This is a genomic window from Streptomyces sp. NPDC053541, assembly GCF_044544705.1.
In the GTDB taxonomy this organism is placed as follows: Bacteria; Actinomycetota; Actinomycetes; order Streptomycetales; family Streptomycetaceae; genus Streptomyces.
In genome coordinates this window covers 278,501-299,313 of sequence record NZ_JBITXM010000010.1, presented here as the reverse complement: position 1 = coordinate 299,313, position 20,813 = coordinate 278,501, and the positions used below count along the sequence as shown (strand labels likewise).

The following is a 20,813-nucleotide window of genomic DNA, read 5'->3' as shown; positions in this document are numbered from 1 at the left end:
CGGGCGAAGGCTGAGGGGCTGGGGCGGGATGGAGACAGGGGCGGCCGTGCGGCCGTACGACGTGGTCCTCTTCGGGGCGACGGGTTTCGTGGGGGAACTGACCGCGGAGTACCTCGCCGGGCACGCCCCCGCGGACACCCGCTGGGCCCTGGCCGGCCGCAGCCGCGGCAAGCTGACGGCACTGCGCGACCGGCTCGCCCGGCGCTGGCCGCGCTGCGCCGAACTGCCGCTGCTCGTCGCCGACTCCGGCGACCCGGCCGCGCTGCGGGAGCTCGCGGGCTCCGCGCGGGTGGTGGCGAGCACCGTCGGTCCCTATGTCTGGTACGGGGAGGAGCTGGTCGCCGCGTGCGCGGAGGCGGGCACCGACTATCTGGACCTGACCGGCGAGGCCGAGTTCGTGGACCGCATGTACGTGCGCCACGACGCCCGCGCCCGCGAGACCGGGGCCCGGCTCGTGCACGCCTGCGGCTTCGACTCGATCCCGCACGACCTGGGCGTCTGGTTCACCGTGCGGCAGCTGCCGGAGGGCGTGCCGCTGCGGATCGACGGCTACGTGCGGGCCGGGGCGGTCTTCTCCGGCGGCACCTTCGCCTCGGCGCTGACCGCCTTCGGGCGCGGCCGGGAGATCCTGCGAGCCGCGCACGAGCGGCGGCTGCACGAGCCCCGGCTGGTCACCCGCCGGGCGAGGGCGCCGCTCGGCCGGCCCCGGTTCAGCCGCGAGACCGGCACCTGGGCGCTGCCGCTGCCCACGATCGACGCGCAGGTGGTGGCGCGTTCGGCGCGCGCCCTGGAGCGCTACGGGCCGGACTTCCGCTATCGCCACTACGCCTCGGTGAAGACGCTGCCGATGGCGCTCGGCGGCTCGGCGGCGGTCGGCGCGGGCGTGCTCGCCGCCCAACTGCCGTTCGTGCGGGACTGGCTGATGGGGCGCTGGGAGCCGGGCCGGGGGCCGAGCGCGGAGCGCCGGGCGCGCAGCTGGTTCTCGGTGCGGTTCGTCGGCGAGGGCGGCGGGCGGCGGGTGCTCACCGAGGTCTCGGGCGGTGACCCGGGCTACGACGAGACGGCGAAGATGCTCGCCGAGTCGGCCCTGTGCCTGGCCCACGACCCGCTGCCGAAGACCTCCGGCCAGGTCACCCCGGCGGTCGCGATGGGCGACGCGCTGCTCGACCGGCTTCGGGCGGCGGGCCTGCGCTTCCGGGTGGCGCACTCGGGCTGAGGCACCCGCCGGCCGCTCCGGCGTCGGGGCCGGCCGTCAGTGCCGGACGAGGCAGAAGGGGTGGCCGGCCGGGTCGGCGTAGATGCGCCAGGGCCGGTCGCCCTCCTCGTTGTCCAGGCGCCAGGCGCCGAGGGCGAGCACCGCCTCGTGCGCGGCGTCGAGGTCGGTGACCCGGACGTCGATGTGGAACTGCTGCTCGGGCGCGCCCCACACCGGCGGCCGGTGGTCGGCCACGCCCTGGAAGGCCAGCACCGGCGCGCCGCCGGCGCCGTGCAGGGTGGCCCAGGCGTCGCCGACGGCCCACTGGGGGTCGGGGCGGTTGATCTCGCCGCCGAGCAACCGCTGGTAGAAGACGGCCAGTTCCATCACGTCGGGGCAGTCGAGGACGACGCACTGCAGGGTTCCGACGGGGGCGGGACGGGGGGAAGTCATGCCTCCACTCTGCCGCCGGAGTGTCACGAGTGGATATCCGTACGGGTACTCACTCGTCCCAGCCGTCACAGGTCCCTGCTACTCAGGGCCTCCTTCAGGGCCCGGCGGCACAGCGCGTCGGCGTGCCGGGTGGTCTCGGGCAGCCGGAAGCGCGGGCTGAGGTGCAGGGTGTGGGCGCAGGCCCGGTCGAGCGAGACGCGGTGCCCGACGGAGACGAAGACCGGCTTGACCCCGGCCCGGGTGCGCAGCGCGCGTCCGACGGTCTCGCCGTCGGCGAGGAGCGGGCTGAACTCACCGCGGGCGGCGCCGGGTTCCTCGTACGAGAAGGTGAACGGGTTCTTGGCGACGCCGATCGAGGGGCGGCCGGTGAGGACCCCGAGGTGGCTGGCGAGACCGAAGCGGCGGGGGTGCGCGATGCCGTAGCCGTCGCAGACCAGCAGTCCGGGGTCGGCGGTGAGCCGCCCGAGCGCGGCGAGCACGGTCGGCACCTCGCGGAAGGCGAGCAGCCCGGGCACGTACGGGAAGGACACCCGTCCGACGGCGGTCGCCTCCTCGACCACCGCGAGGCTCCGCCCGTCCAGGACCACGGCCGCCGCGGCGACCAGGTCCCGCTCGTCGTCGTAGGCCACGTCGAGCCCGGTGACGTTCCCCTCCCCCACCCCGGGCCCCTCCTCGCCGAGCACCAGCCGCCCCCGCAGCTCGCGCTGCGCGGCGAGCGCGGCGGCCTCGTCGGCGGGCCATCCCCCGGGAACCTCGATGATCGTCATGGTCCGAAACCCTATGCGGCGCGCCGGCGGGCGCGGGCGCGCGGGTAGCCTGGCGATCATGTTCGTACTGGAGTTGAGCTACACCGCGCCCCTCGACCGGGTCGACGCCCTGCTCGCCGCGCACGTCGAGTGGCTGAACGCGCGGTACGCGGAAGGGGTGTTCCTCGCGTCCGGGCGGAAGGAGCCGCGGGACGGCGGGGTGATCCTGGCCGCCGGGGTGGGGCGGGCGGAGATCGAGGAGATCGTGGCCGGCGACCCGTTCGTGGTCGCGGGGGTGTGCGCGTACCGGATCGTGCAGTTCTACGCGACGAAGTCGGTGGACGGACTGGCCCCGTTCCGGGACGAGTTGCCGGTCTGACGGGCCCGCTCCCCCAGAGCGGGCCCCGCACATCTCTGCCTAGCCTCGCTCCGCCCGTGCGATGCGGCCCTTCTCGCCTGCGGCCCAGCAGCTGCCGTCGGGGGTGCAGTCGACCGTGTCGTACGAGCCGGGGTCGACCGTGCGCCAGGTGCGGCCGCCGTCCGTGGTGAGGTCGGTGCCGGTGGGGCCGACGGCCAGCGCTGCGGACCTGCTGTGCGGGAGCCAGGCGACGCCGGAGCGGTAGGCGGGCGGCGGGGTGGCGGAGGCGGTCCAGGTGCGGCCCGCGTCGCCGGTGACGGCGGCGGCCAGCGGCGAGGGCTGGTCCTTGCGGTAGTCGCCGCCGACCGCGATGCCGTGCCGGCGGTCGCGGAAGGCGAGCCCGAAGACGCCCTTGGCGCCCTCGCCCGCCGGGACGGTGGTCTCGGTCGCGGTCCAGGTCAGGCCCCGGTCCGCCGAGTGCAGCACCCGGCCGGTGGCACCGCCGCCGGTGGCCAGCCACACGTCCCGCGGCCCGGCGGACACCAGGCACTGGCCGCTCGCCGCGAACCCGGCCTCGCCGGGCAGCGCGGCCGGCATGCCGGCGTCCGGCAGGACCTCCCAGGAGCGGCCGCCGTCGCGGGTGGACAGGATGCGGTACTTCCCGTCGACCGGGTCGCTCATCGCGAGGCCGTGCCGCCGGTCGAAGAAGGTCATGCAGTCGTAGAAGGCGCGCGGGTCGGGGTTGCGGAAGGACTCCGTCCAGGTGGCCCCGCCGTCCTCGGTGCGGAAGATCCGGGACGCGTCGCCCTCGCCGATCGCGAGGACCACGGCGCGCCGCGCGTCGAAGGCCTCGACGTCGCGGAACTCCAGGCCGGCGGCCTCGGGCGGCGAGACGTTGCGCCAGCTCGCGCCGCCGTCGGTGGTGCGCAGCACGGTGCCCCGGGAGCCGGCGGCCCAGGCCACGGAGCCGCTGACCGCGGCCAGTCCGCGGAAGCGGGCGTCGGTGCCGGTCTCGGTGAGCCGCCAGCCGCCCCAGGCGGCCCCGGCCCGCGCCGGCCGGTCCTGCCCGGCCTCCCCGTCCTGCCCGGCCCGGCCGGCGGCCTCGGCCGGCACCGTCAGGGCCGCGGCCAGCGCCGCCCCGGCCAGTCCCGCCGCCATCACTCGTCTCGTCTTCCCCATGGACGTCATGGCGCCGGAAGCTAGCCCACCGCGAAGATCCCGTCCAGAGTGCCGACGTGCGCGCCGGGCGCCGTCTTCCTAGGCTGGGGCGCATGACGGACCGCGCGAACGACCCCGTCCCGGACGAGGCGCCCAAGGTCAAGGAGTACGAGGGCGAGGGGATCACCGTCACCTTCGAACCCCGCCGCTGCCTGCACGCCGCCGCGTGCGTGCGCGGGCTGCCCGGCGTCTTCGACCTGCGCAGGCGGCCCTGGGTGCAGCCCGGCGGCGCGGCGCCCGAGGAGGTCGCCGAGGTGGTCCGCCGCTGCCCCTCCGGGGCGCTGCGCTACCGCCTGCCGGACGGCACCGCCGAGCCGCCGGACGCCCCCGTCACCGTGCGCCGGATGCCGGACGGACGGCTGGTGGTGCGCGGGGACCTGCTGGTGCGCACGAGCGGCGGCGAGCGGCACGAGGTCCGTGCGGTGCTGTGCGGCTGCGGCGCCTCGGGCAACCAGCCGTACTGCGACCACTCCGGCCCCTGCGCGAACGGCGACTTCGACCGGGCCGACGACCGCTGAGCGCGGGCGCCGCCCCGAGCGGCGCCCCGAGCGCCGTGCCGTGCGGGCGGTGACACAGCTCACGTACCCCCGCGGTGCACGTTCGGGCTCCCTCGCTCGTCTCTCCTTGTGTCAGGGAGACGCGGCGGACCGCGCGAGCGACAGGAGGCTGGCCCATGTCCCAGGTCATCGAACAGGCCGTACAGGCCCGTCTGGTCGCGTCCGCGCCCCGCGCGGAGTCGGTCGCCGCCACGCTGCGCTACGACCGGGCCGACCCGTACGCGGTGAGCATGGCCTTCCCGCCGCCCGCCACCCTGGAGGGCGTCGAGGTGTCCTGGGCCTTCGCCCGCGAGCTGCTCGTCGAGGGCATGGAGGGCCCCGCGGGCCTGGGTGACGTGCGGCTGCGGCCGTACGGCTACGACCGCACGGTGGTCGAGTTCCACGCGCCCGAGGGCGTGGCCGTGGTGCACATCCGCACCTCGGAGCTGCGCCGCTTCCTGGAGCGCTCCCAGCACCTGGTGCCGCGCGGCCGCGAGCACCAGTACGCGGGCTGGGACCACTGGGACCGGGAGCTCGCGCAGCTCCTGGAGGAGCACTCGTAGCGGCGGCTCCCCCGGGCCCCGCCCCGCCGCCCACCTTAATTCGGTTGCCGCGCCCGGGCCCCGGCCCGTAGCGTCGTCCGCGTTGCTGTCCCCGCCAGATCGGAGCAGGCCGTTGTACGTCTGAGGCCCCGAGACACCGTGCCGCGCGTGCCGTCCCGCCGCCGCGCGTGCCGTCGTCCGACCTCGGCGTACGAGCGTTCCCGCCGCTCCGGTCCCTTCCGGCCCCGCCCTCCGTACGGCCCTGATCGCAGGACCGTGCCGTCCGGGCCCGCCGGCCGGCCGGAACCCGGCCCTGTGGACCCGCGCCCCGGTGTCTCACGCGATGCCCTTTTCCACGCTTCGCATCCGGGAGGCCCTCTTGGCACCTCGTCCCTTCTTCCTCACCTGTACGTCCCTGTCCTTCTCCTGGCCTGACGGCACCCGGGTCCTGGACGACTTCCGGCTGGCCGTCGGCCCCGGACGGACCGGCCTGGTCGGGCTCAACGGCGCCGGGAAGTCGACCCTGCTCAAACTGCTCGCCGGGGAGCTGACCCCGTCCTCGGGGACGATCCGCACGGCCGGCGAGATCGGCTATCTGCCGCAGAACCTGGTCCTGGACACCTCCCTGCGGGTGGACCGGGTGCTCGGCGTCGACGCGGTGCGCGCCGCACTGCACGCGATCGAGTCGGGCGACACCGCCGAGGAGCACTTCGCGGCCGTGGGCGACGCCTGGGACGTGGAGGAGCGCGCCCGGGCGGTGCTCGACCAGCTCGGGCTCGGGCACATCGGGCTCGACCGCACCATCGGGGAGCTGTCCGGCGGCGAGTCGGTGCTGCTGCGGCTCGCCGCGCTGCTGCTGGCCCGGCCGGAGGTGCTGCTGCTCGACGAGCCGACGAACAACCTGGACCTGTCCGCGCGGCGCCGGCTCTACGAGGCGGTGGACGCCTGGTCCGGGGTGCTGGTCGTGGCGAGCCACGACCTCGAACTCCTGGAGCGGGTCGACCAGATCGCCGATCTGCGGGACGGCGAGGTCACCGTGTACGGCGGTGCCTGGTCGGACTATCAGGCCGCGCTGGCCGCCGAACAGGAGGCGGCCGAGCGGATGGTGCGGGTCGCGGAGGCCGACGTACAGCGACAGAAGCGCGAACTGTCGGACGCACAGGCCAAGTTGGCCCGGCGTCGGCGGTACGCGCAGAAGAGCTTCGAGAACAAGGTCGTGCCGAAGGTGGTCGCGAACAACCGCCGGGGCCAGGCCGAGGTGTCGGCGGGCAAGCACCGCGCGCTGCACGCCGAGCGCCTGGACGCGGCGCGTTCCCGTCTGGACGCGGCGGTGGAGCTGGTGCGGGACGACGACGAGATCCGCGTCGAGCTGCCCCGCACCAAGGTGCATCCGGGTCAGGACGTGCTGATGGTGCGGGACCTGGAACTGCCGTACGGGGCCCGGGTGGAGGGAGGTTTCGAGCTGCGGGGCCCGGAGCGGGTCGCGCTGCTCGGCCGCAACGGGGCCGGGAAGACGACTCTGTTGCGGGCGCTCGCGGGCGAACTCGCCCCGGTCGCGGGGGAGGTCGGGGTCAACGTGCCGCTGCGCTTCCTGCCGCAGCGGCTCGACCTCCTGGACGACGGGCTGAGCGTGGTGCAGAACGTGGCGCGGTTCGCGCCGCGGGCCACGCCCAACGAGATCCGGGCCCGGCTCGCCCGCTTCCTCTTCCGGGGCGCCCGGGCCGACCGGCCGGCGGGGACGCTGTCGGGCGGCGAGCGCTTCCGCGCGACGCTGGCCGCGCTGCTGCTCGCGGAGCCCGCGCCGCGCCTGCTGCTGCTCGACGAGCCGACGAACAACCTGGACCTGGCGTCGGTCCGGAGCCTGACGTCGGCGCTCGACGCCTTCGAGGGCGCGCTGGTCGTGGTGAGTCACGACCTGCCGTTCCTGGAGTCGCTGGGGATCACCCGCTGGCTGCGGCTCGACGGCACGCTGCGCCCGACGACGGCCTGCGCGGTCCGGAAGGAGGACGCTCCCGCCGTGAGGTGACGGCGGCCCGCGGGGCGGGTTCTCAGGGGTGGAGTAACGCCCAGGACTTGGTGCCGCCACCGGGAGTGAGCACCGGGGCCAGACCCCAGTCCCCTCCGTGGGCCTCGACCGCCGCGGCCAGCAGCCACATGCTGCGGCTGCGGCGGTCGCGGCACTCCTCGGCGGTGCTGGGCGTCGCGTGGGCCGGGTGCTGGTCGTAGAGGACGATGCGCAGGGCGTCGTACTGCCAGCGCACCCGCAGGATCATCTCCCGGTCCGGGGTGAAGCGGTAGGCGGCGGAGACCAGTTCGGAGGCGGCGAGCGCGGCGGTGTCGCCGAGCTCGTCGAGGCCGTGGCGGTCCAGCAGGGTGCGGATGTTCTCGCGGGCGAGGCCCGCGCAGTAGGCACCGCCGGGAAGCAGCAGCGAGTAGCTGAGGTTCTCGGCGGCGGGAGGTACGGGCCCGGCCGCGGTGACGGCGGTCGGGAGGCAACGCAGTGCGCCCTTCATCAGGTTCTGCTCACTTTTCCTGGTGCTCGTGGGGGTGCTCACAGCGGCCGCGCGTAGCCCCGTGTGAGACTGGCACTACCGACCGTAGCCCACGGGTGGAGCACAGTGCTACTACTTCCGGGTAGAACGCCCGTACCTACGCGATGACTCTCACAGGGGGACAAACACCGTGCCGCCCAGGAGCACCCCGACCGCGCGCCAGCAGCGCCTCGGCCACGAACTGCGCAAACTGCGCGAGCAGTCCGGCATGTCGGCCCAGCAGGCCGCGGCCCTGCTGGGCGTCGACCGCACCCGCATCCCGCACGTCGAGGCCGGCCGCTTCGGCATCAGCCCCGAGCGGGTGCGCACCCTCGCCTTCAACTACGGCTGCCCGGACGCCGGCCTGATCGACCTGCTCGCCGCGATGGCCCAGGAGCGTGAGCGCGGCTGGTGGGAGCAGCACCGCGGGCTGTTGCCGCCCGCCCTGCTCGACATCGCCGAACTCGAGTTCCACGCCTCCGCCCTGGACACCGCCGTGACCACCCACATCCCGGGCCTGCTGCAGACCGAGGAGCACGCCCGGGCCGTCTTCGACACGGCCGCGCCGCCGCTGCCCGGCCCGGACCTGGAGGCGCGGCTCGCGCTGCGGCTGCGCCGGCAGGAGGTGCTGGACGGGGCCCGGCCGGTGCGCTACGAGGCGGTGGTCCACGAGGCGGCGCTGCGCATGCAGTTCGGCGGACCCGCGGTCGCGCGGGCCCAGCTGGAGCACATCCTGGCCCGCTCGGAGCGGGAGAACGTCGAGGTGCGGGTCATTCCCTTCAGCGCGGGGGGTTTCCCCGGGGCGGGTCAGTCGTTCACCTATGTGTCCGCGCCGGTGGCGCAGCTCGACACCGTGCAGCTGGACTCCTCCCACGGTTCGATCCTGCTCGACACCGACCTGCAACTGCGGCGCTACCGTGGCCTGTTGGAGCGGCTGCGCGGGCTCGCGCTGCCACAGCCGGCCTCCCGCGACCTCATCCGCGCGCTCGCACTGGAACTGTGAAGGACCCCCACCATGAAGCTCACCGACGACGTCGCCGCTCCCCTGCCGATCACCTGGAGCGAGGCCTTCTGCAGCGAGGGGGCCAACTGCTTCCGCTTCGGCCTGGACGACGCCGGCCGCGCGTACATCGGCTCGACCCTGACCCCCGACGCGTACGTCAGCGACTCCGTCGAGGCGCTGCGGGCACTGATCTCCGCCGTGAAGGCGGGGGCCGCCGACCATCTGCTCTGATGCGCTGCGTAGCCGCCCGACGCCCGGGAGTCCACGAACATACGCGTGACCTGGGTCTCTTCCGGGGGCGGGAGCTGGGCGCATAGCGGAACGTAACCGGACATCGCCGGGACGGGCTTGGCCGACGCCTTATGGGGCCTTTAACCTACGGTCTCGTAACCTACGAAGCCGTAGGTAGTTCCGTTTGCCCTTCTCCGTCCCCAGGAGTTCCCTTGACGCTCACCTCTCCCCACCTCGGCAGCTCGGCAGGGTGGACCGATGCGCGGCTCCTGTACGCCCTCGAAGAGGTCGTCGAGAAGGAGCTGGAGCGCCACCTGAAGGTCACCAAGGACTGGATGCCGCACGAGTACGTGCCGTGGTCGGACGGGCGGAACTTCCCCGGCTTCTTCGAGGACGGCGAGGCCTGGGACCGCTCGCAGTCCAAGGTCACCGACGTCGGCCGGATCGCCCTGGTGGTGAACCTGCTCACCGAGGACAACCTGCCGAGCTACCACCACGAGATCGCCACCCTCTTCGGCCGCGACGGCGCCTGGGGCACCTGGGTGCACCGCTGGACCGCGGAGGAGGGCCGGCACGGCATCGTGATGCGCGACTACCTGCTGGCCTCGCGAGCCGTCGACCCGGACGAGCTTGAACGTTTCCGCATGGCGCACATGAGCGAGGGCTTCGAGTCGGACAACCGGCACTCGATGCTGCACTCGGTCGCCTACGTGGCCTTCCAGGAGCTCGCCACCCGCATCTCGCACCGCAACACCGGCCACCAGTCCGGCGACCCGGTGTGCGACCGGATGCTCGCCCGCATCGCGCTGGACGAGAACCTGCACATGATCTTCTACCGCAACCTGCTGGGCGCGGCCTTCGAGATCGCCCCCGACCTGACCATGCAGGCGGTGCGGGACGTGGTCGTCGGCTTCCGCATGCCCGGCCACGGGATGCCCGGCTTCGAGCGCGCGGCGGCCCAGATGGCCATCGGCGGCATCTACAACCTGCGCATCCACCACGACGACGTGCTGCAGCCGGTGCTCCGCTTCCTCAAGGTGCTCGACATCGACGGGCTCGGCCCGGACGGTCTGCGCGCCCAGGAGGAGCTGGGCCTGTACATGAACGGCCTGGACGGCGAGGCCCGCAAGTTCGACGAGCGGCTCGCGGCGCGCAAGGCGCGGATGGCGGCCCGCGCGGCCGGCTGAGGCCGCGCCCCGGCGGACCCGGACGACGCCGTACGTGCCCCGGTGGACCCTCGCACATCGGGCGGACCCGGCCGGGGCTCAGCCCCGGCGCCGCTTGAGGCGGATCCGCTCCTTCTCCGAGAGGCCGCCCCACACGCCGAACCGCTCGTCGTGCCGCAGCGCGTACTCCAGGCAGGCGACGCGGCCCTCGCAGGCCCCGCACAGCAGCTTCGCCTCGCGGGTCGAGGAGCCCGGCGCCGGGAAGAAGAACTCCGGCCCGGCCTGGGCACACAGCGCGTCCTGCTGCCACGAGAGGTCGTCGGCCACGAGGGTCTCCGGGGCGATGGTCATGGTGTCGGTCTGCATGGGAACCACTCTGGCCGGGGGGCCTAAACGCGCCATCAACGTCCGATCAACGGCCTCGCCCGGACGTCAACACGGCGCGCCGGGGCAGGTCGCCGCGGGCCGGTCCGGCCGGTTTCGGCCATCCTCCGCCGGTCCTGCTGGGCCCTGGATCCCAGCGGGTGGGACGGCTCGTGAACGGTGTGTTTCCGCTCGCCCGATCCCGCCCGGCGGGCCTCCCGCGATGTGGCAGCGTGGGGCCCATGACCCTCCAGGCCCCGCCGTTCGCCCCGTCCGCACCGGCGCCCGAGACCGCGTCCGGGTCCGCGTCCGCGTCCCCGTCCCCGTCCGTGCCGGTGTCCACGCCGCCACCCGCCGGCGCGCCCGCCGGGGCACAGGCCGTCCGCCGGGCGCTCGACGTGCTGCGCTGTTTCCAGGACTACGGTCCCGAGCCGAGCGCCTCCGACCTGGCCCGCCGGCTCGGCCTGTCCACCTCGACCGCGCACCGGCTCGCCCGGACGCTGCTCGCGGCCGGTTTCCTGGAGCAGGACCCGCGCACCGCGCGCTACCGGCTCGGCCCGGTGGTCACCGAACTCGGCCGGATCTCGTACCACCAGCGGGGACTGCACCTCGCCGGACCCGAGCTGCGCGACCTCGCCGAGCGCACCGGCGGCACCGTCACCCTGGCGCTGCGCAGCGGCGCGCACGCGGTGACCGTGGCCGGCGGGACGGTCACGCCGAAGACCTCGCTGCGCCGGCCGCTGCGCGCGACCGCGCCGGGCCGGGTGCTGCTCGCCTGGCCGGGGCCCGGCGAGCAGCAGGACGCGGCCGATCCGCAGGGCACGCGGATCCGGGAGCGGGGCCACGTGCTGGCCGAGGACGAGCCGCAGCCCGGGGCGCGCGCACTGGCGGTGCCGGTCCTGGACCGGGACGGCCGGGCCCGGTTCGCCCTCGCCGTACGGGCGGAGGCGCGGCTGCTCTCCGACGCCCGGCTCGACTGGTTCCTGACCCGGACCGAGGCGTGCGCCCGGGCCCTGGAGGTGCTGCTGCTGCCGCCCGGGGAGCGGCGCGCGCCGGAGGCGTGACGCCAGGAGGCGGCTCGGCGGGGGCCCGTACGCCGTCCGGTCCGTCGTCTCCCCTCACTCCTTCTTCGCCCGGCTCGGCTGGACCCGCTTGGGCTCGCCGGGCATCTTCGGGTACTCCGGCGGATAGGGCAGGTCGCCGAGGCCGTGCTCGGCCTCGTCGCGGCGGGCGAGTTCGAGCAGCGAGTCCAGGGCGAAGCGCTCGGCGTCCATGTCTGCGTGCACGTCGCCCACCTCGGCGTAGCGGGCGGGCATGGTGCGGATGTCGAAGTCGCGCGGGACGGCGTCGTCGACCTCCTCCCAGCGCAAGGGGGCGGAGACCGGCGCGTGCGGGCGCGGGCGGACGGAGTAGGCGGAGGCGATCGTGCGGTCCCGGGCGGTCTGGTTGTAGTCGAGGAAGATGCGCTCGCCCCGCTCCTCTTTCCACCACTTGGTGGTGACCCGGTCCGGCATGCGCCGTTCGAGTTCCCGGCCGCAGGCGATGGCGGCCCTTCTGACCTGGGTGAAGGTCCACTGGGGCAGGATCGGCACGAAGACGTGCAGGCCGCGCCCGCCGGAAGTCTTGGGCCAGCCGCGCAGCCCGTGCTCGTCGAGCACCGCGCGCAGTTCGTGGGCGGCGCGGACGGCGTCGGCGTAGTCGGTGCCGGGCTGCGGGTCGAGGTCGAGGCGCAGCTCGTCGGGGTGGTCGGTGTCCTCCCGGCGCACCGGCCAGGGGTGGAAGGTGACCGCGCCCAGGTTGGCCGCCCACAGCACCGCGGCCGGTTCGGTGGGGCACATCTCGTCGGCGGACCGGCCGCTGGGGAAGGTGATGTGGGCGGTGGGGATCCAGTCGGGCAGGTACTTCGGGGCGCGCTTCTGGAAGAAGGACTCGCCGGTCACGCCGTCGGGGTAGCGCTCCAGGGTGGTGGGACGGTCGCGCAGGGCGCGGGTGATGCCCTCGCCGACGGCGAGGTAGTAGCGGACCATGTCGATCTTGGTGTAGCCGGGCTCGGGGAAGTACACCTTGTCCGGGTTGGACACCTTCACGGTCCGGTCGCCGACCTCGAGTTCCACCGCTGCCGCCTTGCCTGCCATGCCGGTCAGCCTAGGGCGGGCCCACATGGCGCGCATATCGGGACGAACCCTCCCTAGAATCGCGGGCATGGACCTGCCGGTGATGCCGCCCGTGAAGCCGATGCTGGCGAAGGCCGTCAAGAAGATCCCGCCGGGGATGCAGTACGAGGCCAAGTGGGACGGCTTCCGCGCGCTGGTGCACCGGGACGGGCCGGAGCTCTTCCTCGGCAGCCGCACCGGCAAGCCGCTGACCCGCTACTTCCCCGAGCTCGTCGAGGCGCTGCTCGCCCGGCTGCCGGAGCGCTGCGTGGTGGACGGCGAGATCGTCATCGCGCACGACGGGCGGCTCGACTTCGACCGGCTCACCGAGCGGATCCACCCGGCCGAGTCGCGGGTGCGGATGCTCGCCGAGACCACCCCGGCCCGCTTCGTCGCCTTCGACCTGCTCGCCCTGGACGACGAGTCCTTCCTCGACACCCCGCTCGCCGAGCGGCGCGCCACCCTGGAGCGGGTGCTCGACGGGGTCGCTCCCCCGGTGCACCTGGCGCCCGCGACGACCGACCAGGAGCTGGCGGCCCACTGGTTCGAGCAGTACGAGGGCGCCGGGCTCGACGGGGTGATCGCCAAGCCGCTGGACCTGCCCTACCGGCCGGACGCGCGCCTGATGTACAAGATCAAGCACGAGCGCACCGCCGACGTGGTGGTGGCCGGCTACCGCTTCCACAAGAGCGGGCCGGTGATCGGCTCCCTGCTGCTCGGCCTGTACGACGACCGGGGCGCCCTCCAGCACGTCGGCGTGTGCGCGGCCTTCACCGCCGCCCGCCGGGCCGAGCTGGTGGAGGAGCTGGCGCCGCTGGTGATGGACCCGCCGGACGGCCACCCGTGGGCGGCCTGGGCCGAGGAGTCGGCCCACGAGTCCTCCCGGCTGCCCGGCGCGCCCAGCCGCTGGTCGGGCAAGAAGGACCTGTCCTGGGTGGCGTTGCGCCCGGAGCGGGTCTGCGAGGTCGGCTACGACCACATGGAGGGCGACCGCTTCCGCCACACGGCCCAGTTCAAGCGCTGGCGCCCGGACCGCACTCCCGAGTCCTGCGGCTACGCGCAACTGGAGGAGCCCGTCTCGTACGACCTCGGCGAGATCCTGTCGTAGCGGCCCGGAGATTCCTTTACCACACGAAGATCGTCATGGCGACCGGCGGACGTGAGATGCCCCACACCGGGTTTGGCGGCAGCGCCGGTTTCTCGCCATCGCGTTCGACGGACTGATGCTCGATGCGGTCGGCGCACCCGGTCGCACCTGCGGGAACGTCAGGTGGCCCGGCGCGTGCGCCCGCACGCCCCGCCGAAGCGGCGTCCCGGGTGTTGCCCGGCGGTGACAGGGGCGTCGGCGAACCGGCACCCCCATCCGGTACGTATGGACGTACGGAGGAGAAATCCCTCTCCCCGCACCGCGACCCCCACAAGGACCGACCGTGATCGCCTCGCCCTCGACCCTCGTCCCCGTGCCGATCCCCGACCGCGTCGCCGCGCTGATCGGTTCCTGCCTGCCGCTGCACGTGCTCCAGGCCGAGGTCGACGCCGACAGCGCGGCGCGCGAGGTGTACCGCTTCCGCGGGCCGCTGTGCGCCGAGGACCGGGCCGACCGGGAGCACGCGCTCGCCGCGCTGGCCCGGGCCAACAAGATCCTCGCCAAGCACCACCCGAAGCTGCCGGTGCGCCCCCGCTGCTGACGGCCCCGCACGGGGCGGCGCCCGGGCCGCGCCAGACACCGCACGCACCGGTTCGGGTGTGCTCCACATGCGGGAGGCGGCCGTCGGTGTGACCCTGCGAGAGTGACCACCACCAGCGAAGCAGCGCCCGCGCCCCCCGCCGCCGAGCCCCCGGTGCTCGACAGCCGCCGTCGCAACGTCGTCTTCGGCACGATCATGCTCGGCGTGCTCCTCGCCGCGCTCGACCAGACGATCGTCGGCACCGCGCTCCCGACGATCGTCTCGGACCTCGGCGGCGCCGCCCACATGTCCTGGGTGGTCACCTCCTACCTCCTGGCGGAGACCGTCGCGACCGTCCTCGTCGGCAAGTTCGGCGACCTCTTCGGCCGCAAGGTGATCTTCCAGATCTCGGCGGTCGTCTTCATCACCGGCTCGTTCCTGTGCGGCCTCGCCACCAACATGACGCTGCTCATCGTGTGGCGCGGGCTCCAGGGCATCGGCGCCGGCGGACTCATGGTCACCTCGATGGCGCTGATCGCCGACGTCATCCCGCTGCGCGAACGCGGCAAGTACCAGGGCGCGATCGGGGCCGTCTTCGGCGTCTCCACGGTCATCGGACCGCTGCTCGGCGGTCTGTTCACCGACCACCTCAGCTGGCGCTGGGCCTTCTACGTCAACGTCCCGATCGCGATCCTCGTCGTGATCGCCGCCGCCCGCTCGATCCCCGCCGTGCGGTCCGCGAGCCGGCCGGTCATCGACTACCTCGGCATCGCGCTCGTCGCGGTCGGCTCCAGCGCGCTGATCCTGGCGACCAGTTGGGGCGGCAACGAGTACGCCTGGGGCTCGGGCGTCATCATCGGCCTGTTCGTGGGCGGGCTCGTCGCGCTCGCGCTGTTCTGCTGGGCGGAGACCCGGGCGGCCGAACCCATGCTGCCCATGCGCCTGTTCCGCAACCCGGTCTTCACCGTGTGCTCGGTGCTCAGCTTCGTCGTGGGCTTCGCGATGCTCGGCGCGATGACCTTCCTGCCGACGTATCTGCAGTACGTGGACGGGGACTCGGCGACGACCTCCGGCATCCGGACCCTGCCCATGGTCATCGGCCTGCTGATCGCCTCGATCTTCAGCGGCAACGTGGTCAGCAAGACCGGGCAGTACCGCGTCTTCCCCATCGTCGGCTGTCTGGTGATGGGCCTCGGCCTCTTCCTGCTGTCCCTGATGGACCCCGACACCGGCACCTGGCTCGCCTCGCTGTACATGTTCGTGCTCGGCGTCGGCATCGGCCTGTGCATGCAGGTGCTCACCATCGCCGTGCAGAACACCGTGGACTACGCCGACCTGGGCACCGCCACCTCCGGCGTGACCTTCTTCCGTACGCTCGGCAGCTCCTTCGGCACGGCGGTCTTCGGCACCATCTACGCCAACTCCCTGAAGCCCAACCTGACGGAGGGGGTGGGCCGGGCCTCGGCCCTCGCGGCGGAGGCCGGGCTCGACCCGGCGGCGGTCGCCCGGGCCGCGCAGAGCCCGGCCGGGGTGCACGGGCTGCCCGACGCGGTCGCCGAACCGATCGTGCAGGCCTACGCGGACACCCTGCAGACCGTCTTCCTGTGGACGGTGCCGGTGGCGGCCGTCGGCTTCGTCGTGGCGCTCTTCCTCAAGCAGGTGGCGCTCCGCGACACCGCCCGCGCCTCGGCGCCCGACATGGGCGAGGGCTTCGCCTCCCCCACCACCAGCGGTGACTCGGCCAAGCTGCTCGAACTCGCGGTCGGCCGGATCATCCGCAAGACGGACTACGACACCGCGAAGCGCATCGTCGCGGATTCCGACACCCGGCTCGACACGGCCGGCGCCTGGGCCGTGATGCAGGTCGAACTCTTCACCCGGATCGTCGGCCACGCCAGCCTCGGCCTGATCTCGGCCGGCCGCCGGGTCCCGCCCGAGGTCCTGCTCCCGGTCTTCGACCGCATGGTCGACGAGGGCTTCCTCACCCGGCATGGCAACCTGCTGTCCCACACCCCGGCCGGCAAGCGCGAGGCCGACGTCATCACCAGGGCCTGGAGCGACTGGCTCGCCACCCGCCTCGAACAGGAACGCGGCCGCCCGAGCGGCCCGGAACTCCGCGCGGCCACGGACGCGATCGCGAAGAAGCTGATCGCGGAGGACCTCGCCCAGGGCATGCCCCGCGGCGACCGGCAGCCGGTGGGCGCGCGGGTGGCGTGAGCCCGGCGGCCGGGGGGCGGGAAGCCTTTTCGGGCCGGGCGCGGAAGCCCGGCGGCCGGGGGGCGGGAAGCCGTTTCGGGCCGGGCGCGGAAGCCCGGGCCCCCGGAGCCGCTCAGGCCTCCGTCGGCCCGTCTGCCCCACCGGGCGCGGCCTCGGCGACGTAGACCGCGACCCCGTTCGGCCTCCCGACCGTGAACCAGTCGTCGGCGAGGCTCGTGACCAGCTCGCGGAGGATGTCCAGCGCGATCCCGTGGTCGCCCACGGCGCCCGCGACCGGCCCGGCGTCGGGCCAGACGACGACCACAAGCGGAGCGCCCAGCTCCTGAAGCCCGTTCCAGACCGAGTCGGCGAGGGCGTCCCACACCCTGCCGGGCCCGAGCGGCGGGTCCAGGGGCAGGGCTTCCCGCACCGCCCGGAAGAACGCCTCCTTGTCGGTCCGCCCGCCGGTGGAGAGCGTGAACACGGGAACACCCTGTCGGGCGGCCTCGTCGAGGATCCCGGGGAGGGCCGTGCGAGACACCTCGTGGAGGCCCGCGGTGATCGTCACCGTCAGTCCAGGAAGTCGCCGTCCACGTACACCCACGCGCCCTCGTGGCGGGCGAAGCGGCTGCGTTCGTGGAGGGTGCCGGGGGTGCCCGTGTGGGTGTAGGCGGCGCGGAAGGTGACCGTGCCGTGCTGGTGGAAGGGGGTGCCGTCGGTGGTGGCCTCGATGGTCAGGCCGGTCCAGCGCATCGCCGGGTCGAAGTCGACCGTGGCGGGGCGGGTGGCCGGGGACCAGGTGCGGAGCAGGTAGGGCTCGTCGCGGAGGACGAAGGCGCTGTAGCGGGAGCGCATCAGGAGCTCCGCGGTGGGGGCGGTGGCCGGGCCGGTGTGGAAGCGGGCGCAACAGTCGCCGTACGGGGCGGGCAGGCCGCACGGGCAGGGCGACGCGGCGGTCACCGCGGGGGCGGGACGAGCCGGGCGGGCGGGGCGGGTCTTGCGTCGGGACATGCGCTCATTGTCGCGTGCCCCGGCCGGCCCGCCCCGCCCAGGTGCCGGGTCAGCGCGGGTCGCGCCACATGCCCCAGAGCAGCGGGCCGCCGCCGGGCAGCGCGAACTCCTCGCGCACCCGGAAGCCGAAGTGCTCGTACACCGGCAGGTTGGCCGCCTTCGAGGACTCCAGGTAGACCGGCGCGCCGGCCGCGTCGGCCTGGGCGAGACCGGAGCGCAGCAGGGCCGCGCCCTGGCCGGTGCCCTGGGACGCCGGGGCGGCGCCGATCAGGGCGAGGGACCAGTGCGGCTCGGCCGGGGCGTGCGCGGCCGCGGTCTCGACGGCCTCCTTGAAGAGGCCGGCCCGGTCGCCCAGGATCGCGATCAGCTCCTGGATGGTGTCGCCGTCCGGCACGGCCTTCTCCTGCGCCTCGGCCGGCACCCAGAACGCGGCGGCGCCCTCGGTGCGTTCGCACACGCCGTTGGCCAGGTACTGGCGGGTGAAGAGGGTGGAGAAGTAGCGGCCGAGGGTCGCCTCGCGGGTGGCGTCCTCGGGGAAGAACCAGCGCATCATCGGGTCGTCGTCGAAGGCCAGGGCCAGCGTGCGGCTGATGTCCCCGGCGTCCCCGAGCACTGCCTTCGCGGGCATGTTCGTGTTCGCCATGCGGACATTCTCGCCACAAGTGATCTTGAGCGATCGACCGGGGTCCCTCTCCGCGTTCCGCTCAGACCGTGCCGAACCAGGCCTCCGCGAGCGCGTGCGGGTCGCCGCCCGCGCCGCGGTCGCCCAGCTCCCGCAGGTACCAGGGCAGATCGCTGTAGACGTGCAGCAGCGTGTACGCGAGCAGCACGTCCGGCTCGAAGTCCTCGCCGTACGCGCGGAGCAGCCGCCCCAGCAGGGCCGGGTCGCCGCCCGTGACGAAGACGCCGACGCCCACGAAGTCGTAGGCCCGGTCGCCGATCATCGCGGGCTCGAAGTCGAAGAGACCGGTGAGCCGCCAGTCCTCGGGGTCGACCAGGAGGTGCTGCCGCATCACCTCGGTGTGCAGCAGGCTGGGTCGCGGGGTGCGCGGCAGCGGTACGGAGTCGAGGAAGCCGCCGATCCGGGCCAGCCACTCCTCCGGCAGGCCCCGGGCGCGCTGCCGCGCGACGGCGGCGGCCCGTTGGCGGTCCACGAAGGCGCTCCAGTCGCCGGGGCCGAGCACCTCGCCCAGCGCGCCGGTGTCGAGGCCGTGCAGCACCGCGAGGGCCTCGCCGACCCGGTCGACCAGCCGCTCCCGGTGTGCGGGCGGGACCCGCTCCCACACCCGGGCCAGGTTCGCCCCGGGCAGCCGGGACATCAGCACGTACCGCCAGCCGTTCTCGTACTCCCCCGCGTCGTGCACCCGCGGGGTCGGCACGGGCAGCCGGCCGTCGACGTGCGCGAGGACCCGCCCCTCGGCGAGGCCGTCGCGCGCGGCGGCGGCCGGGAACAGCTTCAGGACGTGGGCGTCCCCGACCGCGTAGACCGGCTGCGTCCCCTCGGTGAAGCGGCTCAGCGGGGCGCCCGCGAGCCCGAGCCGGGCGCACAGGTCGGCGACGCCGGGCCGCATCACCGCCTCGTCCCCGACGACCGCGGCCCATTCCTCGTCCGTTTCCACGACCGGCAGCATGTCCGGCACCCTAGGGGCGCCGAAGGCGCAGGGCGAACGGATTTCCGTGCCTACGGCCGGTACCGCAGCGGGTGTCCCTCCGGGACCTCCACCACCGCGATGCGGACGCCGTCCGGGTCCGCCAGCCACATCTCGATCAGGCCCCACGGCTCGGTCACCGGCTCGCGCAGCACCCGCGCGTCCGGCCGGCCGCGCAGTTCCTCGCGGGCCGCGTGCACGTCGGCGACCTGGAGCCAGAGGCGGGGGCCGGGGTCCGGGGGCGGGGTGGGGGCGCGGCCGGAGAGTTCGAGGAAGCCGCCGCCGAGGAAGTAGACGGTGCCGCGCTCGGGGCCGGTGCCGAACTCGCGGTAGACCGGCAGGCCGAGGGTCTCGCCGTAGAAGCGCCGGGAGCGTTCGGGGTCCGTCGGGCGGAGCAGGACCCGGCTGCTGAGCACGTGCATCCCGATAGCGTACGGCCATGAAACTGACGATTCTCGGAGGCGGCGGATTCCGGGTGCCGCTCGTGTACGGCGCCCTGCTCGGCGACCACGCCGAGGGGCGGGTCACCCACGTCACCCTCTTCGACCTGGACGCCGGGCGGCTCTCGGCGATCGCGCGGGTGCTCGGCGAGCAGGGCGAGGGGGTGCCGGACGCGCCGGTGGTGAGCGCGACGACCGATCTCGACGAGGCGCTGCGCGGGGCCGACTTCGTGTTCTCGGCGATCCGGGTGGGCGGGCTCGCGGGGCGGGCGGCGGACGAGCGGATCGCGCTCGCCGAGGGCGTGCTGGGGCAGGAGACGGTGGGCGCCGGCGGCATCGCGTACGGGCTGCGCACCCTGCCGGTGGTGACGCACATCGCCCGCCGGATCGCCGAACTCGCCCCGGACGCCTGGGTCATCAACTTCACCAACCCGGCGGGCATGGTGACCGAGGCGATGTCGCGGATCCTCGGCGACCGGGTGCTCGGCATCTGCGACTCGCCGGTGGGGCTCGGCCGGCGGGTGGCGCGGGTGCTCGGCGCGCAGCCGGACGAGGCGTGGATCGACTACGTGGGGCTCAACCACCTCGGCTGGCTGCGGGGGTTGAAGGTCGGCGGACATGACATACTGCCGCGGCTGTTCGAGGACGAGGCGCTGCTCGGTTCCTTCGAGGAGGGCCGGCTCTTCGGCCCCGCGTGGCTGCGCTCGCTGGGCGCGGTGCCCAACGAGTACCTGCACTACTACTACTTCAACCGCGAGGCGGTCCGCGCCTACCGCGAGGCGGAGAAGACCCGCGGCGCCTACCTCCTCGACCAGCAGGCCGGTTTCTACGAGGAGATGGGCAAGCCGGACACCCCGCCGCTGGCGACCTGGCACCGGGTGCTCGCGGACCGCGAGGCGACCTACATGGCGCACAACCGGGAGGCGGCCGGCGTCGGCGAGCGCGACGAGGCGGACCTGGAGTCGGGCGGGTACGAGAAGGTGGCGCTCGCCCTGATGCGGGCCATCGCGCGCAACGAGCGGGCCACGCTGATCCTCAACGTGCGCAACCGGCAGACCCTTTCGGTCCTGGACGCGGACGCGGTGATCGAGGTGCCCTGCTTCGTGGACGCGGCCGGCGCGCACCCGGTGTCGGTGGACCCGCTGCCGTACCACGCGGTGGGTCTGGTGACGGCGGTGAAGGCGGTGGAGCGGGAGGCGCTCGCGGCGGCCGAGAGCGGTTCGCGGGCGACCGCGGTGAAGGCCTTCGCGCTGCATCCACTGGTGGACTCGGTGGCGGTGGCCCGCCGGCTGGTCGACGGCTACACGGCGGAGCACGCCGGTCTTGCGTATCTGCGTCGCTGACGTGGACGGCTG

The 20,813-nt window shown here is 74.2% G+C and carries 24 protein-coding genes; 13 read left to right on the top strand and 11 right to left on the bottom strand.

From position 1 onward, the window contains the following. Nucleotides 1–28: 28 nt before the first annotated feature. Complete coding sequence (locus ACIGW2_RS26105) at nucleotides 29–1,216, top strand: saccharopine dehydrogenase family protein (protein WP_391656019.1); 1,188 nt, start codon at nucleotides 29–31, stop codon at nucleotides 1,214–1,216. Between the two features lie 36 nt (nucleotides 1,217–1,252). On the opposite strand, the gene ACIGW2_RS26100 is transcribed toward ACIGW2_RS26105, so the two are convergent. After that, entirely contained in the window at nucleotides 1,253–1,648 is a 396-nt protein-coding gene (locus ACIGW2_RS26100; protein WP_361577436.1) for a VOC family protein, read from the bottom strand. A gap of 65 nt (nucleotides 1,649–1,713) precedes the next feature. Next, the gene (locus tag ACIGW2_RS26095) at nucleotides 1,714–2,415 is read right to left on the bottom strand and encodes an endonuclease V (RefSeq protein ID WP_391656021.1); all 702 of its coding nucleotides are present in this window, start codon (nucleotides 2,413–2,415) and stop codon (nucleotides 1,714–1,716) included. Nucleotides 2,416–2,473: 58 nt separating this feature from the next. Between ACIGW2_RS26095 and ACIGW2_RS26090 the strand changes: the two genes are divergently transcribed. Then, the gene (locus tag ACIGW2_RS26090; protein ID WP_356074337.1) at nucleotides 2,474–2,773 is read left to right on the top strand and encodes a YciI family protein; all 300 of its coding nucleotides are present in this window, start codon (nucleotides 2,474–2,476) and stop codon (nucleotides 2,771–2,773) included. Nucleotides 2,774–2,812: 39 nt separating this feature from the next. On the opposite strand, the gene ACIGW2_RS26085 is transcribed toward ACIGW2_RS26090, so the two are convergent. Next, the gene (locus ACIGW2_RS26085; protein WP_399846335.1) at nucleotides 2,813–3,940 is read right to left on the bottom strand and encodes a WD40/YVTN/BNR-like repeat-containing protein; all 1,128 of its coding nucleotides are present in this window, start codon (nucleotides 3,938–3,940) and stop codon (nucleotides 2,813–2,815) included. An 83-nt stretch (nucleotides 3,941–4,023) separates the two neighbouring features. Between ACIGW2_RS26085 and ACIGW2_RS26080 the strand changes: the two genes are divergently transcribed. The 3 genes from ACIGW2_RS26080 to ACIGW2_RS26070 all read left to right on the top strand — a co-directional run bounded on the left by ACIGW2_RS26080 (nucleotide 4,024) and on the right by ACIGW2_RS26070 (nucleotide 7,074). Next, complete coding sequence (locus ACIGW2_RS26080) at nucleotides 4,024–4,488, top strand: (4Fe-4S)-binding protein (protein ID WP_399846333.1); 465 nt, start codon at nucleotides 4,024–4,026, stop codon at nucleotides 4,486–4,488. Nucleotides 4,489–4,643: 155 nt separating this feature from the next. Further along, on the top strand, nucleotides 4,644–5,069 hold the full coding sequence (locus ACIGW2_RS26075) for an SsgA family sporulation/cell division regulator (RefSeq protein WP_391656024.1): 426 nt from the start codon (nucleotides 4,644–4,646) through the stop codon (nucleotides 5,067–5,069). 358 nt (nucleotides 5,070–5,427) lie between these two features. Continuing rightward, nucleotides 5,428–7,074, top strand: a complete 1,647-nt coding sequence (locus tag ACIGW2_RS26070; RefSeq protein WP_399846331.1) for an ABC-F family ATP-binding cassette domain-containing protein — start codon at nucleotides 5,428–5,430, stop codon at nucleotides 7,072–7,074. A gap of 22 nt (nucleotides 7,075–7,096) precedes the next feature. On the opposite strand, the gene ACIGW2_RS26065 is transcribed toward ACIGW2_RS26070, so the two are convergent. Continuing rightward, the gene (locus ACIGW2_RS26065; RefSeq protein WP_399846329.1) at nucleotides 7,097–7,561 is read right to left on the bottom strand and encodes an ATP-binding protein; all 465 of its coding nucleotides are present in this window, start codon (nucleotides 7,559–7,561) and stop codon (nucleotides 7,097–7,099) included. A gap of 169 nt (nucleotides 7,562–7,730) precedes the next feature. On the opposite strand from ACIGW2_RS26065, the gene ACIGW2_RS26060 reads away from it, so the two are divergent. From ACIGW2_RS26060 to ACIGW2_RS26050, 3 genes are all read left to right on the top strand, one after another. Next, nucleotides 7,731–8,582 (top strand): Scr1 family TA system antitoxin-like transcriptional regulator, encoded by an 852-nt coding sequence (locus ACIGW2_RS26060; RefSeq protein ID WP_391656027.1) that lies wholly within the window; start codon nucleotides 7,731–7,733, stop codon nucleotides 8,580–8,582. A 12-nt stretch (nucleotides 8,583–8,594) separates the two neighbouring features. Then, on the top strand, nucleotides 8,595–8,813 hold the full coding sequence (locus ACIGW2_RS26055) for a hypothetical protein (RefSeq protein WP_391656028.1): 219 nt from the start codon (nucleotides 8,595–8,597) through the stop codon (nucleotides 8,811–8,813). Nucleotides 8,814–9,025: 212 nt separating this feature from the next. After that, nucleotides 9,026–10,000, top strand: a complete 975-nt coding sequence (locus ACIGW2_RS26050) for an acyl-ACP desaturase (RefSeq protein WP_356065113.1) — start codon at nucleotides 9,026–9,028, stop codon at nucleotides 9,998–10,000. Between the two features lie 78 nt (nucleotides 10,001–10,078). Here ACIGW2_RS26050 and ACIGW2_RS26045 read toward each other — a convergent pair whose 3' ends face one another. Next, on the bottom strand, nucleotides 10,079–10,345 hold the full coding sequence (locus ACIGW2_RS26045; RefSeq protein WP_356065115.1) for a WhiB family transcriptional regulator: 267 nt from the start codon (nucleotides 10,343–10,345) through the stop codon (nucleotides 10,079–10,081). A gap of 239 nt (nucleotides 10,346–10,584) precedes the next feature. Here ACIGW2_RS26045 and ACIGW2_RS26040 point away from each other — a divergent pair, with 239 nt between their 5' ends. After that, nucleotides 10,585–11,406, top strand: coding sequence for an IclR family transcriptional regulator (locus ACIGW2_RS26040; protein WP_399846324.1), 822 nt, complete (start codon nucleotides 10,585–10,587; stop codon nucleotides 11,404–11,406). A 54-nt stretch (nucleotides 11,407–11,460) separates the two neighbouring features. On the opposite strand, the gene ligD is transcribed toward ACIGW2_RS26040, so the two are convergent. Further along, complete coding sequence (gene ligD, locus ACIGW2_RS26035; protein WP_399846322.1) at nucleotides 11,461–12,477, bottom strand: non-homologous end-joining DNA ligase; 1,017 nt, start codon at nucleotides 12,475–12,477, stop codon at nucleotides 11,461–11,463. A gap of 67 nt (nucleotides 12,478–12,544) precedes the next feature. On the opposite strand from ligD, the gene ACIGW2_RS26030 reads away from it, so the two are divergent. From ACIGW2_RS26030 to ACIGW2_RS26020, 3 genes are all read left to right on the top strand, one after another. Then, nucleotides 12,545–13,603, top strand: a complete 1,059-nt coding sequence (locus ACIGW2_RS26030) for an ATP-dependent DNA ligase (RefSeq protein ID WP_399846320.1) — start codon at nucleotides 12,545–12,547, stop codon at nucleotides 13,601–13,603. 322 nt (nucleotides 13,604–13,925) lie between these two features. Next, nucleotides 13,926–14,183, top strand: coding sequence for a hypothetical protein (locus ACIGW2_RS26025; protein ID WP_399846318.1), 258 nt, complete (start codon nucleotides 13,926–13,928; stop codon nucleotides 14,181–14,183). 102 nt (nucleotides 14,184–14,285) lie between these two features. Then, nucleotides 14,286–16,379 (top strand): MDR family MFS transporter, encoded by a 2,094-nt coding sequence (locus ACIGW2_RS26020; protein WP_391656033.1) that lies wholly within the window; start codon nucleotides 14,286–14,288, stop codon nucleotides 16,377–16,379. A gap of 112 nt (nucleotides 16,380–16,491) precedes the next feature. Here the strand turns inward: ACIGW2_RS26020 and ACIGW2_RS26015 are convergent, their stop codons facing one another. From ACIGW2_RS26015 to ACIGW2_RS25995, 5 genes are all read right to left on the bottom strand, one after another. Then, entirely contained in the window at nucleotides 16,492–16,842 is a 351-nt protein-coding gene (locus ACIGW2_RS26015) for a barstar family protein (protein WP_399846315.1), read from the bottom strand. A gap of 86 nt (nucleotides 16,843–16,928) precedes the next feature. Next, complete coding sequence (locus tag ACIGW2_RS26010; RefSeq protein ID WP_399846312.1) at nucleotides 16,929–17,369, bottom strand: YchJ family protein; 441 nt, start codon at nucleotides 17,367–17,369, stop codon at nucleotides 16,929–16,931. 49 nt (nucleotides 17,370–17,418) lie between these two features. Further along, nucleotides 17,419–18,012 (bottom strand): GNAT family N-acetyltransferase, encoded by a 594-nt coding sequence (locus ACIGW2_RS26005; protein ID WP_391656035.1) that lies wholly within the window; start codon nucleotides 18,010–18,012, stop codon nucleotides 17,419–17,421. A gap of 61 nt (nucleotides 18,013–18,073) precedes the next feature. Then, entirely contained in the window at nucleotides 18,074–19,000 is a 927-nt protein-coding gene (locus ACIGW2_RS26000; RefSeq protein ID WP_399846307.1) for an aminoglycoside phosphotransferase family protein, read from the bottom strand. A 50-nt stretch (nucleotides 19,001–19,050) separates the two neighbouring features. After that, complete coding sequence (locus ACIGW2_RS25995) at nucleotides 19,051–19,440, bottom strand: VOC family protein (protein ID WP_399846305.1); 390 nt, start codon at nucleotides 19,438–19,440, stop codon at nucleotides 19,051–19,053. A 17-nt stretch (nucleotides 19,441–19,457) separates the two neighbouring features. On the opposite strand from ACIGW2_RS25995, the gene ACIGW2_RS25990 reads away from it, so the two are divergent. Then, a complete protein-coding gene (locus tag ACIGW2_RS25990) occupies nucleotides 19,458–20,801 on the top strand; it encodes a 6-phospho-beta-glucosidase (RefSeq protein WP_399846303.1) in 1,344 nt (447 codons plus the stop codon). Nucleotides 20,802–20,813 lie beyond the last annotated feature (12 nt).